Annotated in this window: 12 protein-coding genes; 7 read left to right on the top strand and 5 right to left on the bottom strand. The window is 58.0% G+C overall.

Translation table 11 applies throughout. The features are described from left to right. The first annotated feature begins 84 nt into the window (after window positions 1–84). Complete coding sequence (locus tag ACR0AG_RS12460; protein ID WP_480839281.1) at window positions 85–915, top strand: ABC transporter permease; 831 nt, start codon at window positions 85–87, stop codon at window positions 913–915. Here the strand turns inward: ACR0AG_RS12460 and ACR0AG_RS12455 are convergent. Continuing rightward, a complete protein-coding gene (locus ACR0AG_RS12455) occupies window positions 912–1,514 on the bottom strand; it encodes an alpha-ketoglutarate-dependent dioxygenase AlkB family protein (protein WP_480839279.1) in 603 nt (200 codons plus the stop codon). The two genes, ACR0AG_RS12460 and ACR0AG_RS12455, sit on opposite strands and share 4 nt — an antisense overlap. Window positions 1,515–1,730: 216 nt before the next feature. Between ACR0AG_RS12455 and dnaK the strand changes: the two genes are divergently transcribed. The 3 genes from dnaK (at window position 1,731) to radC (ending at window position 5,742) form a co-directional block, all read left to right on the top strand. Next, window positions 1,731–3,638 carry a molecular chaperone DnaK gene (dnaK, locus tag ACR0AG_RS12450; protein WP_480839277.1) on the top strand — a complete coding sequence of 636 codons (1,908 nt, stop codon included), beginning with the start codon at window positions 1,731–1,733 and terminating at the stop codon, window positions 3,636–3,638. Window positions 3,639–3,712: 74 nt separating this feature from the next. Beyond that, a complete protein-coding gene (gene dnaJ, locus ACR0AG_RS12445) occupies window positions 3,713–4,861 on the top strand; it encodes a molecular chaperone DnaJ (RefSeq protein ID WP_170793760.1) in 1,149 nt (382 codons plus the stop codon). Between the two features lie 125 nt (window positions 4,862–4,986). Beyond that, entirely contained in the window at window positions 4,987–5,742 is a 756-nt protein-coding gene (radC, locus tag ACR0AG_RS12440; protein ID WP_480839275.1) for a RadC family protein, read from the top strand. A gap of 19 nt (window positions 5,743–5,761) precedes the next feature. Here the strand turns inward: radC and ACR0AG_RS12435 are convergent, their stop codons facing one another. The 3 genes from ACR0AG_RS12435 to secA form a co-directional block, all read right to left on the bottom strand. Then, window positions 5,762–7,318 (bottom strand): phosphate ABC transporter substrate-binding/OmpA family protein, encoded by a 1,557-nt coding sequence (locus ACR0AG_RS12435; RefSeq protein ID WP_480839273.1) that lies wholly within the window; start codon window positions 7,316–7,318, stop codon window positions 5,762–5,764. A 25-nt stretch (window positions 7,319–7,343) separates the two neighbouring features. Beyond that, on the bottom strand, window positions 7,344–8,189 hold the full coding sequence (locus ACR0AG_RS12430; RefSeq protein ID WP_480839271.1) for a hypothetical protein: 846 nt from the start codon (window positions 8,187–8,189) through the stop codon (window positions 7,344–7,346). Between the two features lie 183 nt (window positions 8,190–8,372). After that, window positions 8,373–11,090: a preprotein translocase subunit SecA gene (secA, locus tag ACR0AG_RS12425; protein WP_480839269.1), complete on the bottom strand. Its 2,718-nt coding sequence runs from the start codon at window positions 11,088–11,090 to the stop codon at window positions 8,373–8,375. A 176-nt stretch (window positions 11,091–11,266) separates the two neighbouring features. On the opposite strand from secA, the gene ACR0AG_RS12420 reads away from it, so the two are divergent. From ACR0AG_RS12420 to mutT, 3 genes are read left to right on the top strand one after another with little or no spacing between them, the layout of a single operon-like run. Then, window positions 11,267–12,115: a peptidylprolyl isomerase gene (locus tag ACR0AG_RS12420; protein WP_480839267.1), complete on the top strand. Its 849-nt coding sequence runs from the start codon at window positions 11,267–11,269 to the stop codon at window positions 12,113–12,115. A 5-nt stretch (window positions 12,116–12,120) separates the two neighbouring features. Then, window positions 12,121–13,347, top strand: coding sequence for a bifunctional glutamate N-acetyltransferase/amino-acid acetyltransferase ArgJ (gene argJ, locus ACR0AG_RS12415; RefSeq protein ID WP_480839265.1), 1,227 nt, complete (start codon window positions 12,121–12,123; stop codon window positions 13,345–13,347). After that, on the top strand, window positions 13,344–13,742 hold the full coding sequence (mutT, locus tag ACR0AG_RS12410) for an 8-oxo-dGTP diphosphatase MutT (protein ID WP_171171438.1): 399 nt from the start codon (window positions 13,344–13,346) through the stop codon (window positions 13,740–13,742). The genes argJ and mutT overlap by 4 nt, the downstream gene beginning before the upstream one ends. Before the next feature lie 58 nt (window positions 13,743–13,800). On the opposite strand, the gene ACR0AG_RS12405 is transcribed toward mutT, so the two are convergent. Then, entirely contained in the window at window positions 13,801–14,910 is a 1,110-nt protein-coding gene (locus ACR0AG_RS12405; RefSeq protein ID WP_480839263.1) for a sterol desaturase family protein, read from the bottom strand. Between the last annotated feature and the right edge of the window lie 110 nt (window positions 14,911–15,020).

The raw sequence follows: 15,020 nt of genomic DNA, 5'->3' as shown, positions 1-15,020 counted from the left end.
TTGACGGCCTTATGATGCGCTGGATACGGAACAGCAAGAATTTCGTGCGAGATTAGGTCCGACGCAGCAGGAAAGAGAAACCGAGTGTTTCAGTACAAGCGAAATCAGACACTACTGGGTAGTGCCTTCACAACCGCGGAACTGGTTTTCCATGCGATTGTGCGGAACATCCGATCTCAGCATTCCAATGCGGTTTTGGCGGTCATTATCAACATCGTTCAGATGATCATAATCCTAATGGTTTTCTATTTGATGCTGACCTTCCTGGGTCGGGTGGGGGCGCCCATCGCCAAGATCCGCGGCGAATTCATCCTGTATTTGCTGTCAGGCGTGTTCCTGTTCATGACGCATAACAAATCGGTCACTGCGATTTCCGGTGTTGGTAACGGCAACAACCCGATGATGCTGCATTCACCCATCAATGTCTCGATCATGCTGGTCGCTGCTGCGATGGGGGCGCTTTATACGCAAATCATCTCGATCCTGGTCATTTTGTTCGTCTACAGCGTCACAATCGCGCCACTGGAAATACAAGAGCCCGCGGGCGCCTTCATGATGCTCATTCTTGCGTGGTTCACGGGATGTGCGGTCGGGTTGTTTTTCCTGGCACTAAAGCCCTGGTTTCCTAGGTCCGCTATGATAATGGAGACTGTCTATCGTCGCCTCAACATGATCTTTTCCGGAAAGATGTTTGTTGCCAACGCGTTAGGATCAACCATGCTGTTTCTGTTTGCATGGAACCCGCTGTTTCACATCATTGATCAGTGCCGGGGCTTTGTGTTCAGGAACTATTTCCCCCGGAACACCAGTTGGGAATATGCGTTCTGGGTTGGGGTTACGCTGACCATGCTTGGTCTGCTGGCCGAATTCTACACCCGCAAGCATGTTTCCAAAAGCTGGGACGCGCGCCGCTAGCGGGCAACACGCAGTGTCAGGTTGATGCGCCCACCTTTGGGCAGCAGCTTGGAGGATCCGAACCGGATGCGATCCACCCCGTGATAGATCAGCCGTGCCGGGCCACCCATGACCACCACATCACCCGATCCCAGCCAGATCGAATCCGTTTTGCCCCCACGCGTGGTGTTCCCGATGCGAAACAGCGCATCATCCCCCAGCGAGATTGACAGGACGGGCCAGGAGAAATCGGCCTCGTCCTTGTCCTGATGCAATCCCATACGTGTGCCTTCGGCGTAATAGTTGATCAGGCAGCAATCGGGATCGCGTTCGGCCTGTGTGACCGCGCGCCAGATTTCGAGGATATTGGTCGGGATCGCAGGCCAGGCAGGGCCCTTTGGGTGCGTTTCCTGATAACGATAACCGGCTTTGTCCGAGACCCAGCCAAGATCCCCGGCAGAGGTCATTCTGACCGACATCTTCTTGCCCGAGGGTGTGGTGGGGTGAAACAATGGCGCGGCTTTCAGAATCGGCCGTAACGCCTCGACCAGCGCTGTCTGTGCCTGGCCATCCAGATAGCCTTTCCTGATGTCGAAACCCCGCAGCAGCAATCGAGTCATCCCCGAATCCCCATTCCTTTCCATCACGTTGCCAAAAAAGGCCCCAAATTCCATAAATACTGCATTTCTGAACGCTTGCAGGCCCCTGATCACGCCCTTATATACGCCGGGACGCGCGATGGTGTAGGACCATTCGTGCACATGAGATCGGGGCAGGGATGCCATAACGGGTCCCGGCCTCGGGACATCGCCTTAAATAGAAAAGGGATTGCAAAAATGGGAAAAGTAATCGGGATTGACCTCGGAACCACAAACTCTTGTGTGGCCATCATGGACGGCTCGCAGCCGAAGGTCATCGAAAACGCCGAAGGGGCGCGGACCACGCCCTCGATCGTCGCTTTTACAGAAGATGAGCGTCTGGTCGGTCAGCCTGCAAAACGTCAGGCGGTCACCAACCCCGACAATACGATCTTTGGCGTCAAGCGCCTGATCGGCCGTCGCGTGGATGATGCCGAAGTCGAAAAAGACAAGAAAATGGTGCCCTACGCCATCGTTGATGGCGGCAATGGCGATGCGTGGGTTGAGGCCCGCGGTGAAAAGTACTCGCCCAGCCAGATCTCGGCCTTCACTCTGGGCAAGATGAAGGAAACCGCCGAGAGCTATCTGGGTGAGGACGTCACACAGGCGGTTATCACCGTTCCTGCATACTTCAACGATGCTCAGCGTCAGGCCACAAAAGATGCCGGTAAAATCGCCGGTCTGGAAGTGCTGCGGATCATCAACGAACCGACAGCTGCTGCTCTGGCTTATGGTCTGGACAAGGAAGAAACCCAAACCATCGCGGTCTATGACCTGGGTGGTGGTACCTTCGACGTGACCATCCTGGAAATCGACGACGGGTTGTTCGAGGTGAAATCGACCAACGGCGACACCTTCCTGGGTGGTGAAGACTTTGACATGCGCATCGTCAACTACCTGGCGGATGAGTTCAAAAAGGAACACGGCGTCGATCTGTCTGCGGACAAGATGGCATTGCAGCGTCTGAAAGAAGCCGCTGAAAAAGCCAAGATTGAGCTGTCCTCGACCTCGCAGACCGAGATCAACCAGCCGTTCATCTCGATGGGCTCGAACGGCCAGCCGCTGCACATGGTCATGAAGCTGACCCGTGCCAAGCTGGAATCGCTGGTTTCGGACCTGATCAAGAAGTCGATGAAACCCTGCCAGGCCGCTCTGAAAGACGCGGGCCTGTCGGCTGGCGACGTGGATGAGGTTGTTCTGGTCGGCGGTATGACCCGGATGCCGAAAGTGATCGAAGAGGTCACCAAGTTCTTCGGTAAAGAGCCGCACAAAGGTGTGAACCCGGACGAAGTTGTCGCCATGGGCGCTGCCATTCAGGCCGGTGTTCTGCAGGGCGACGTCAAGGATGTGGTTCTGCTGGACGTGACCCCGCTCAGCTTGGGTATCGAGACGCTCGGTGGCGTGTTCACCCGTCTGATCGACCGCAACACGACCATTCCGACCAAAAAGTCTCAGGTCTTCTCGACCGCCGAGGACAACCAGAACGCCGTAACCATCCGCGTGTTCCAGGGTGAGCGTGAAATGGCCGCGGACAACAAGATCCTGGGTCAGTTCAACCTCGAAGAGATCCCGCCCGCACCGCGCGGCATGCCTCAGATCGAGGTGACGTTTGACATCGACGCCAACGGCATTGTCTCGGTTTCGGCCAAGGACAAAGGCACCGGCAAAGAGCAGAAGATCACCATTCAGGCCTCTGGCGGTCTGTCGGATGACGACATCGAAAAGATGGTCAAGGACGCCGAAGAAAACGCCGAGGCAGACAAGGCCCGCAAAGAGCTGGTCGAAGCCAAGAACCAGGCCGAAAGCCTTGTCCACGCGACCGAGAAATCGATCGAGGAACACGGCGACAAGGTCGATCCGTCGACGGTTGAGGCGATCGAACTGGCCGTTGCCGCGCTCAAGGATGAGCTGGAAACAGACAATGCCGACAAGATCAAGGCAGGGATCCAGAACGTGACCGAGGCCGCCATGAAGCTGGGCGAGGCCATCTATAAGGCGCAGGCGGAAGAGGGCGAAGAAGAGCCCGCAGCCGCAGATGCAGCGCCGGGTGAAGATGACATCGTCGACGCCGAATTCGAAGATCTGGACGACGACAAGCGCAGCTAACGGGTTACCGGGCCAATTGGGGCCGGTCCGGATACCGGGCCGGCCCATTTACGTTGAGGCAGAAGGAAAAACTGATGTCCAAACGCGACTATTACGAAGTGCTCGGCGTGTCCAAGGGCGCTTCTGCGGATGAGATCAAAAAAGGTTTCCGCCGGAAGGCCAAGGAACTGCATCCCGATCGCAACAAGGACAATCCGGACGCCGAGTCGCAGTTCAAAGAGGCCAACGAGGCCTATGATGTGCTGCGCGATGCTGACAAAAAGGCCGCATATGACCGGTTTGGCCACGCGGCCTTTGAAAACGGCATGGGCGGCGGCGGCCGCCCGGGCGGCGGATTTGGTCAGGGCGATTTCTCAAGCGCGTTCTCTGATGTCTTTGACGATCTGTTCGGCGATTTCATGGGCGGCCAGCGCGGAGGCGGTGGCGGACGTCGTGCAGCGCGCGGATCCGACCTGCGCTATAACCTGCGGGTAACGCTGGAAGAGGCCTATGCCGGTCTTCAGAAAACCATCAATGTGCCCACCGCCGTGGCCTGTTCGTCCTGTGAAGGCACGGGCGCCGAGGGCGGCGTAGAGCCGACAACCTGCCCCACCTGTTCGGGCATGGGCAAGGTCCGTGCGCAGCAGGGGTTCTTTACCGTTGAACGCACCTGTCCGACCTGTTCGGGGCTGGGTCAGATCATCAAGAACCCGTGTAAATCTTGCAATGGCGCGGGCCGCGTCGAGAAAGAGCGTGCGCTGTCGGTCAACATCCCCGCCGGCGTCGAAACCGGAACCCGGATTCGTCTGGCGGGCGAGGGCGAGGCCGGAATGCGCGGTGGCCCTCCGGGTGATCTCTATATTTTTGTCGAAGTGTCCGAACATAAACTTTTCGAACGCGACAGCGTGAACCTCTATTGCCGCGTCCCTGTCAGTATGGCCAAAGCCGCGCTGGGCGGGTCCATCGAAGTGCCGACCATTGATGGCGGTCGGGGCCGCGTGCAAATTCCGGCGGGCAGCCAGTCGGGCCGTCAGATGCGTCTGCGCAGCAAAGGAATGCCTGCCTTGCGTGGCGGTGGCGTGGGCGACATGTTCATCGAGCTTGCGGTGGAAACACCGGTCAACCTGACCAGCCGACAGAAAGAGCTGTTGCGCGAATTTGACGATCTGGGTGAAGACAACCATCCGGAATCCAAAAGCTTTTTCTCGTCAGTAAAATCCTTTTGGGATGGGATGAAAGGGTAACGAGCGCTGTTTCTAACAGTGCCCGCCCGGGGATATCTTGGTCAGATGAAGCGCGGATACGCTCCGCGCCCTGCCCTTAATCCGTATTAACCCTTTGGAAACCGATTCTGAGCCAAGGTGAGTCCATGACACAGGACGCCTTTGCCGAAGCCCCCATGCTGTTTGAAACGGACGAAGCGCCAGCGCAGCCGCTGCCCGGTGGTCGGTTACCCTCCTACATCAAAGACCATCGCAAGCGGCTGCGCGAACGGTTTATGTCAGGCGGTTCGGCGGCGATGCCGGATTATGAGCTTTTGGAACTGGCACTGTTTCGGTCGATTCCGCGACAGGACGTGAAACCTTTGGCGCGGGCGCTGATGGATGCGTTTGGGGATTTCAACCGCGTGTTGACGGCGCCAGAGGAACGGTTGCGTCAAATCAAGGGCGTGGGCGATACGGTCATTACCGATCTCAAGATCCTCGAAGCTTGCGCTCATCGGATGGCACGGGCGCGGGTGATGCAGCGGCATGTCATATCGGGATGGGATGCGCTGCTGGATTATTGTCATACCACCATGGCGCATCGGGAGATCGAGCAGTTTCGCGTGTTCTATCTGGACCGCAAGAACGTTCTGATCGCAGATGAGGAACACGCCAAAGGTACCGTAGACCATGTGCCGGTTTATCCGCGTGAGGTGGCCAAGCGCGCGTTGGAGCTGAATGCGTCGGCTTTGATCCTGGTGCATAACCATCCGTCAGGCGATCCGACCCCGTCGCAATCAGATATCGACATGACGACCCGCATTCAGGATGCGTGTTCGGCGCTTGGGCTGACCCTGCACGATCATCTGATCATCGGAAAATCGACCGAGTTGAGCTTTCGCGCGGAAGGGTACCTTTAGGCCGCGCCTCTCGAACGGTCTACCGGACCCAAACCTCAACCCGGCGATTTATCTTGCGGCCCCATTCCGAGTCGTCGCAGGCCATTGGCATCGCCTCTCCGAACCCTTCCACGGTGATATCGACGTTCTCCGGAACCGAGGTTTCGATGGCGGCCAGCACAGCGTTTCGCACCGTTTTTGCCCGCAAGAGCGCTATACGCGCGTTTGAACTTGCAGGGCCGTTGCCGTCGCTGAAGCCCACAAATGCCAATTCGCGCGCATCGTACACTCCGGTTTGCAGCGCATTCGCCAGCTGCAAAATATTCGACCGGGACTGGGCGTCAGGGCGCGATGAGCCCGGCTCGAACCGAAACGAAAAGGACAGCCGCTCCATCGGGCGCAGGATATCGACCATGCGTTGAAGCTCATCCAGACCCACCTCGGCCCCGCCCGCAACGATGGCATTGGCCAGACGATCCCCCTGCAGACCAACGCGCACCGTTTCCGGGGCCTGATCGACAAAGCCGGCGTCGCGAATGACCATTTGCGCCGCTTCCCCCAGCGAATAGGCCAGGAACTGACGCGCGACCCGCGGCAACCGGTGGGGTGGCAGGTACAGAAACATCGGTGCGGTCAGAGGGTAGTCTTCGGTTTTCACTGACTGTCGGGTTGCGGTCAGCGCGTGGCCGCACCCTCCGGCCAATGGTAGCGCGCGGGCCGACGCAGCCTCGGCATGGCTGGCGATCCCGATCGAGAACGCATCTGCGCCCACGGCCGTAACCAGCGCGCCGCTGCGCGTGTGCCGCAAGATCGCATCCGACATTGTGGCCTTGGCGGGGGTCAGTAATTGGTCTTCGACCGCCTGAGCCAAGCCCGAGCCCTGATCCGTCAGGTGCAGGGCGACAGGCGCATCCGGTCCGCCCAGCGCGGACCAGTTCGTGATCTCGCCAGAAAACAGCCGCGCCAGATCTGCGGGTGAAATCTGTCCGACAGGGTTATCGATTGCAACCACCGGGACCATGGCGTCAAGGGCAAGAACGCGGGACCTGCGGGGGTTTGACAGATCTCCCAGACCAGCGGCCAAAGCGGCTTCTTGTTCGGTCGGCCGGATTTCCCGCTGCGCCATGACAATGTCTGCCTGACCCGACACGAGATCATCAAATCCTTGGCCTGTGTTAGAGGTCAGGAAGACAAAACGCGCCATTGGTGCTGTTCGGTCGGCCTGATAGAGCGCGTAAACCAGTGCGGAGCCGTTGCTCTGTTCCTGCACGGCGGTCAGGTTTTCCTGTTGGGCAAACCCCTTAACAAGGGCGGGCAACAAGACTTCACCCATTGTGGACGAGCCGGAAAAGACAACTTCGGCCACAAAATCCATCAGGCTGGGGCAGGCCGGTCCGTCGCAGGTCACGCCTGAGCCATCCACCGTCAACACGCCGAACTGGGTTTCGACGCGATAGAACTCTCCGTCAAAACCCAAAAAGTTGCCGACTACTTCGACCTTGCCATCATGAGAGGTCAGAGTGATGTCCTGTGCGCCCACGCCTGATGCGGCCATCATGCCGACCAGCGCGGCGCAGACCCCGCGTAGAAATGTCATCTGAGACTGTTGATCCGCCTGTCGTTTATTTGGCGGCGATTGTCAGGTCTTGGAACAGATTATTCAACACAAGAAAGTCACCAACGCCATCGCAGGTCGGAAAATCGACCGTCAGGTCACGCGACCGCAGACGCTTGTCGCCGCGCCACTCAAGCGCCTGAACGTCCAGTGCCTGCCCGCAATTGGTTGCTGTAACCTCGGCTTCAACGCTGAGCGCCACCGCGCCTGCATTTTGGGTCGCATGCGACGGGAAAGAATAAATCTCAACGTTGCGGGACAGGTCCGTACCAGCCAGTCCAAAGTGGACAACGCTGCCTTCGCCCCCCGCATTGGGGCCGGACCAGACATGACCTGCCTGACCGTAGGCCGCCCCAAATTCCAACGCATGGAGCTGTAGATCAGAGCTGCCCTGCCATTGCAGAGCGATCCGGTGATAATGGTTCAGTTCGGGCACGTGGGTTGTGGCAACCGCACCCTTTTCGTCATCAAACGAGAACAGGAAGATGGCGTATTCCGACATGACGGGCATGGTCAGGCTCAAGGCGCCTTTCTCGTCCGTGGTGGCGGAAAAAACCAACCCACTGTGATGGACCTCGACCCGATCTTCAACGTGGCAGGGAGCCTTCAGGGTCAGTCGGGCGCTGGCATTCGAAGTGGTATAAGCACGTGCGCTAAGCTTGCAATCGGTATGACGACCAGGGTGGGCTCGCGACCCGGTTGACAGATCAGGCACGGTTTCGGGTGCCGCCGGGGACGACGAGGTCAGCGTAATATCTTCGAGACCAGCCAGGACTGAGCCCTGGTTGACGTTTGAGGCCACACGTTTGGGAGCCGGCTCCGCCTCGGGCGCAGCCGCGGATCCGTTCTGCATCAAATACCCAATGGCCAGAGCACACGCGATTGTGCCGCCCGTGGTCACATAATTTCGAACTACAAACAAAACTCGTTCCCCCAATCTCAGGAGCGAGTCGTACTTTCGTTTGCAAACGCGGCTTATATGTGGCCGCAGGGCGGAGTCATTGTGTTTTGAATGGGGCGCCGCAGGGGTCTGGCGTCAGGCCAGACGCCCGTGGCAGTGTTTGAACTTTTTGCCAGATCCGCAGGGGCAGGGATCATTGCGCGATGGATTACCCCAGGTGCTCGGATCATCTTCTACAAAGCCCGGCAGCGGATCGCCCGACGCTTTGGCCTCGGCTTCTGCCTCGGCCTGATGGGTTGCGTCTTCAACTGTTTTCTGCGCCTGCGCCTGTTGGGCCTGCATCTGCGCCAGCATTTCGCGCTGTTCCTCTTCGCTCAGCGGACGTACACGCGACAATTGTTGCGTGACTGTTTCGCGCAAGGAATCCAGCATGCCTTCGAACAACTGAAAGCTTTCGGTCTTGTATTCGTTCAACGGGTCGCGCTGGGCATAGCCGCGGAAACCAACGACCGAGCGCAGGTGTTCCAGCGTCAGCAGATGCTCGCGCCATTTGCTGTCGATGGTCTGCAGCAGTACCTGCTTTTCGATGTTGCGCATGTTTTCGGGGCCAAAGGCTGCGGCCTTTTGCGCCATCATCTCATCGGACGACTTAACCAGCCGTTCGCGGATCTGTTCGTCATCCACGCCTTCCTCGGCGGCCCAGTCCTGAACCGGGGCATCGATGGTCAGCCTGTCTTTGACCGCCTCGTGCAGACCGTCTGTATCCCATTGATCTGCATAGGATTTCGGCGGTATATATTCGTCGATCAGATCATCGATGACCTGCTCGCGCATATCTGACACAACATCCGACAGATCCTCGGATGACATGATTTCACGACGCTGGCTAAAGATCACCTTACGCTGATCATTCATCACATCGTCGAATTTCAGAACGTTTTTACGCATGTCAAAGTTGCGGCCTTCAACCTTGGACTGCGCCCGTTCAAGCGATTTGTTGACCCAGGGGTGAATGATCGCTTCGCCTTCTTTCATGCCCAGTGTGGTCAGAACCTTGTCCAGCCGTTCCGAGCCGAAGATGCGCATAAGGTCGTCTTCGAGGCTCAGGTAGAACACGGTGCGCCCCGGGTCACCCTGACGGCCCGAACGGCCGCGCAGCTGGTTGTCGATACGACGGCTTTCATGGCGTTCCGAGGCCATGACATAGAGGCCCCCTGCGTCCAGAACCTTTTGTTTTTCTTCTGCGTGCTTGGCCTCTTCCGCCTCGCGCAACTCAGCCGGGTCGGCTTCGGGGTTTTCGGCCAGCGCCTGCAGCACTTTCATCTCGACATTGCCGCCAAGCTGAATATCGGTGCCACGTCCGGCCATATTGGTGGCGATGGTCACCGCGCCCAGACGGCCCGCATCTGCGACGATCTGCGCCTCTTGCTCGTGCTGGCGGGCGTTCAGAACGTTGTGTTCGATGCCTTCCTTGGTCAGCATCTGGCTCAGCAGCTCAGACTTTTCAATCGAGGTTGTGCCCAGCAGAACCGGCTGACCCTTTTCGGTGGCCTTTTTGGTCTGCTTGATCATCGCGCCGTATTTCTCGATGGCTGTGCGATAGACCTGATCGTCCCTGTCTTCGCGCGCGATTGGGCGGTTGGTTGGCACTTCGACCACGCCCAGGCCATAGATTTCCATGAATTCTTCGGCCTCGGTCAGGGCTGTACCAGTCATGCCACCCAACTTGTCATAAAGGCGGAAATAGTTCTGGAAGGTCACACTGGCCAGCGTCACGTTCTCGGGCTGAATCTGTACGCCTTCTTTCGCTTCAATCGCCTGGTGCAGGCCTTCGGACAGGCGACGACCCGCCATCATGCGGCCAGTAAATTCGTCGATCAGAACCACGTTGCCGTCACGGACGATATAGTCCTTGTCGCGCTGGAACAGCTTGTGCGCACGAAGGCCCTGATTGACATGGTGCACCACGGTGGTGCTTTCCGGGTCATAAAGGGAATGTCCTTCGGGGATCAGATTGGCCGCCAGCAATTGCTGTTCAAGGAATTCGTTCCCTTCGTCGGTAAAGGTCACGCTGCGGCTTTTTTCGTCCAGAGTATAGTGATCATCGCTCAGCAGCGGGATCACCGCATCAATCGCGGTATAAAGATCCGAGCGGTCCTGCGCCGGGCCCGAAATGATCAGCGGCGTTCGCGCCTCATCGATCAGGATCGAGTCGACCTCATCCACAATCGCGAAATTGTGGTGCTTCTGATAGACCTGCTCAAGATCCGCTTTCATATTGTCGCGCAGGTAATCGAACCCAAGCTCGTTATTGGTGGCATAGGTGATGTCGCATTTGTAAGCGGCCATCTTCTCCGCATCGGGTTGTCCGGACCAGATGACACCGGTGGTCATGCCTACGGCCCCAAATACCTTGCCCATCCACTCCGAGTCTCGCTTGGCCAGGTATTCGTTCACCGTAACCACATGCACGCCCTTGCCGGTCAGTGCGTTCAGATAGGCGGGGAAGGTGGCAACCAGCGTTTTGCCCTCGCCCGTCTTCATTTCCGAGATATTGCCCTGATGCAGGAAGGCACCGCCCATCAACTGCACATCAAAGGCACGCAGACCCAGCGCGCGTTTGGCGCCCTCGCGCACGTTGGCAAAGGCTTCGGGCAGCAGATCGTCCAGGCTTTCGCCATCCAGCGCGCGTTTGCGCAGCTCGGCGGTCTTTTCGATCAGACCCTCATCCGACAATTTCTCGAACTCAGGCTCCAGCGCGTTGATCTTTTCGATCAGGGGGCGGGTCGCCTTGATCTTGCGGTCGTTCGGTGTTCCGAACACCTTTTTGGCGAGCGTTCCGAGTCCCAGCATGTTCACTCCAGCGGATCTGTTCTTGTCTTGGTTGCGACAGGCTTGCCCACCTTGCGCGCAACCCATAGATACGGGGGGTGAAAGGCGGCCCTGTCCAAGGCTTCAAAGCGATGTAAGCGGCAGGTTCTGAAGTGTCAACGCCGCGCCCTGTCGCGGCAAAGAAATAGGATGATTCCATGCCCAAAGGCCTCACTTTTCTGCCATCGCTGGCGTTTGCAGCCATGATGGCGCTGCCGCTTTCGGCCCAGACCGCGCCGGACACCGGCACAGTGGTGGCGCGCGTGAACGGGGCTGAGATCACATTGGGTCACGTCATCGCGACGGTTGCCGCCCTTCCGGCGCAATATCAGCAGCTGGAAGACGATGTTCTGTATGATTTCATCCTTGAACAACTGGTACAGCAGCAATTGCTGAGCCAGCAGCAGGATGGCCTGTCATCGCTGAACACACTGGCGATCGAGAATGAGGCGCGGTCTTTGCAGGCCGTTCAGACGGTAAATGCGATCACCAGGGCCGAAGTGACTGATGAGGCGATTCAGGCAGCCTATGACGCGCAATATGCCGATTTCGAGGGCGATGACGAATTCGACGCCAGCCACATTCTAGTAGAAACGGAAGACGAGGCCAAAGCCATCAAGGCGCAACTGGACGACGGCGCGGATTTCGCAGAGCTCGCCAAGGAACATTCCACCGGACCGTCCGGCCCGAACGGGGGCGCGCTGGGATGGTTTGGCAAAGGTCGCATGGTTCCGGAATTTGAAGCTGCCGTTGTGGAACTGGAAAAGGGTCAGGTATCGGACCCGGTTCAAACCCAGTTCGGATGGCATCTGGTGATCCTGAACGACAAGCGCAAATCCCAGGCGCCCGCGCTGGAGGCGGTGCGTGGGGAATTGGCACAGACCCTGCAGCAGGACGCGATCCAAGCCCGCATCGATGAACTGACCGAGCAGGCACAGATCGAACGCCCGGATCTTGAGGGCACAGACCTGTCGGTCATTCGGCAAATCGATCTGTTTCAGGAGTAATCCCCGTGGCCACGATCACCAAGGTCTCGCCGCTGGCTCCCGCGGCATTCCCTGACTTGCCCGCCATCGACGGCGTGCGCTTTGCCACGGTCGAGGCAGGCGTGCGGTATCAGGGGCGCACGGATGTCATGCTTGCCGTGCTGGATCCCGGCACATCCGTGGCGGGGGTCTTTACCCGTTCGGCGACCCGCGCCGCGCCCGTTCTGGACTGTCAGGACAAGATCGGCGGGTCCAATGGCGGACCTGCGGCGATCCTTGTGAACTCGGGCAATGCCAATGCCTTTACTGGCCATTACGGCCAGACCTCGGTGGCAGAGGTGACGCAGGCCGTTGCAACCGCGACCGGAGTGGCGGTGGAGCGTGTCTTTACCTCATCCACCGGCGTCATTGGTGAGCCGCTGGCGCATGACCGCATCGTGGCCAAGCTTGAGACACTCAAGGCCGGTCTCAGCCGCCACGCTATCGAAGACGCCGCGCGGGCGATCATGACCACCGATACTTTCCCGAAAGGGGCCTCGGCTCAGGTCGAGATTGAGGGCAAAACAGTCTCTATTGCGGGGATTGCCAAAGGATCCGGTATGATTGCGCCCGATATGGCGACCATGCTGGTCTATATCTTCACCGATGCTGTGGTCGATCAATCCGCTTTGCAAACCATGCTGGGCGCGCAGACCGACCGCACATTCAACTGCATCACTGTTGACAGCGACACATCGACCTCGGACACACTGCTTTTGTGCGCCACCGGGGCGTCGGGCGTGGATGCCACAGGCAATGCGGCGTTTGCCGACGCTTTGGAATTGGTGATGCTGAACCTCGCGCAACAAGTGGTGCGCGACGGTGAGGGAGCCACGAAATTCGTAGAAATCCGCGTGACGGGCGCTGCTACGGATGCCGATGCCAAGACTCACGGGCTGGCCATCGCCAACTCTCCGCTGGTGAAAACGGCGATTGCGGGCGAAGACCCCAACTGGGGCCGTGTGGTTATGGCCATCGGTAAGTCCGGCGCCGCCGCAGACCGCGATCGTCTGAGCATCTCGTTCGGAGACATCCTGGTGGCCGAAAAAGGCTGGGTTAATGCCGATTATCGCGAAGAAGACGCCGCCGCTTATATGAAGGGCCAAGATCTTGTGATCTCGGTCGATCTGGGGTTGGGTGAGGGCAAATCCACCGTCTGGACCTGCGATCTGACCCATGGCTATATCGAGATCAACGCGGATTATCGGTCATGAAGACTGTATTAGTGTCTGCCGTGGCTCTGATCGACATCGAGGGCCGTGTGCTGCTGGCCCAACGCCCGGAAGGCAAATCCATGGCTGGTCTTTGGGAATTTCCGGGTGGCAAAATCGAACCCGGCGAAACCCCCGAGGCCGCTTTGATCCGCGAATTGCACGAGGAGCTGGGCATCGACACCTGGGCCTCGTGCCTTGCGCCGCTGACCTTCGCCAGCCACAGCTATGATGATTTCCACCTGCTGATGCCGCTCTTTGCCTGCCGCAAATGGGACGGCATACCGCAGTCGAAAGAAGGTCAGGCGCTGAAATGGGTGCGGGCGAACGATCTGCGTAACTATCCTATGCCCGCGGCGGATGTTCCGCTGATCCCGATTTTGCGGGATTGGTTGTAAGGGTAGAGGCAGGTAATGCGTAGCGGCCCGTGATTGCCATGCGCGTCTGAAACTGTCGTCAGCCGCGTTGAAAAATCCGGGCTGCCTTGATTACGGGCTCGACATAAACACCGTACAGGGTCCGGAAGTCCTTGGTTTCATCACCGATACCAAAATTAAGCTCTTCGCGGCCTTTTGGCACATAAAGTGTCCCGCCCATCCGGTCCCAGATCGCCAACCCGCCACCCATGTTTTTATCCCAGTGTTTGGGATCGCTGGAATGATGGATGTGGTGCATTGCCGGCGATATCAGCCACTTTTCAAATTTGGGTCCGTAACTCACCCAGATCGGGCTGTGACGCAGAACGCCGCCAATCAGGTTTGAGCCAAAAAATATGACGTTTGCTCCACCAACCTGGTAGAGCGTCAGGTTGTTTCCAAAGAAGCCCAAAAAGACGCCATTTACGATTGCTGCCGCTCCGACCGTGCCGAAAGAGAAAAACACGATGTCAAAGGGGTGGTGACGCTCGGCCGTGGCAAAGTTTAAGTGTTCAGCCGAGTGATGAACTTTGTGAAACTCCCACAGAAAAGGAACCTTGTGCTGCATGTAGTGCAACCACCAGCGCATGAAGTCGTTGACCACGTAGAGGGTAATGGTCAACGCAACGGCGACCCAGACCGATCCGCCTTCGCTTTGAAGGTCTGCCCCCAATGATCTTATACCATCGGCGATGACCGGAGACAGTTTCCACAGGGAATTTATCGTCCAATCGAGCGCCAGTACGAAGATGATTGGGTTCGCGATGATAAGCACATAGTCGATGAAGGCCGAGCGCGAGCTCCAAACCTCTTTTCTGAAGAAAACGGACAGGAATCGACGGTCGTCGCCCCCAATCCGATGAGCTGCAAACGCGATCGTCATGCCGCAGAGCACATAGACCCAGAAATGCCGCAGGTTGGCATTGTCGGTAATACCCGAGAGTTTGGAAAGGCCAACTTGAGCCAGTTCAGAGAGTTCCAATTTCCTGCGCCTGTATGAGGTTTCCAACATGGGCTCATTTCCACAAAAACGCGGCGGAAATATGACGCCATTCTTGCTGATTCCAGTGGTTTTTGGTGTTTTGGCAACACAAGGTCGGCGACCATCAGCCTCAGCTTTGATGGCGCGCTGGACCTGGATCGTGATCACGTGGGCTTTGGGCATACTCAGCATTTCGGCGGTTTCGCGACAGTACCTCGGCCGCTGTTACAATTCGTAAGAATTGAGAAAACATCAGGCAAAACTTGACGTTGATCTTT

Source organism: Ruegeria sp. H6 (assembly GCF_056532975.1).
Note: the sequence above shows the minus strand (reverse complement) of the source record. Positions and strands in the feature narration are given on the sequence as shown.

Coding starts and splice junctions, on each gene's coding strand:
- dnaJ (WP_170793760.1), top strand. CDS start 3,713: ATGTCCAAACGCGACTATTACGAAGTGCTCGGCGTGTCCAAGGGCGCT.
- ACR0AG_RS12430 (WP_480839271.1), bottom strand. CDS start 8,189: ATGCAGAACGGATCCGCGGCTGCGCCCGAGGCGGAGCCGGCTCCCAAA.
- secA (WP_480839269.1), bottom strand. CDS start 11,090: ATGCTGGGACTCGGAACGCTCGCCAAAAAGGTGTTCGGAACACCGAAC.
- ACR0AG_RS12435 (WP_480839273.1), bottom strand. CDS start 7,318: ATGACATTTCTACGCGGGGTCTGCGCCGCGCTGGTCGGCATGATGGCC.
- ACR0AG_RS12420 (WP_480839267.1), top strand. CDS start 11,267: ATGCCCAAAGGCCTCACTTTTCTGCCATCGCTGGCGTTTGCAGCCATG.
- radC (WP_480839275.1), top strand. CDS start 4,987: ATGACACAGGACGCCTTTGCCGAAGCCCCCATGCTGTTTGAAACGGAC.
- dnaK (WP_480839277.1), top strand. CDS start 1,731: ATGGGAAAAGTAATCGGGATTGACCTCGGAACCACAAACTCTTGTGTG.
- ACR0AG_RS12455 (WP_480839279.1), bottom strand. CDS start 1,514: ATGACTCGATTGCTGCTGCGGGGTTTCGACATCAGGAAAGGCTATCTG.
- mutT (WP_171171438.1), top strand. CDS start 13,344: ATGAAGACTGTATTAGTGTCTGCCGTGGCTCTGATCGACATCGAGGGC.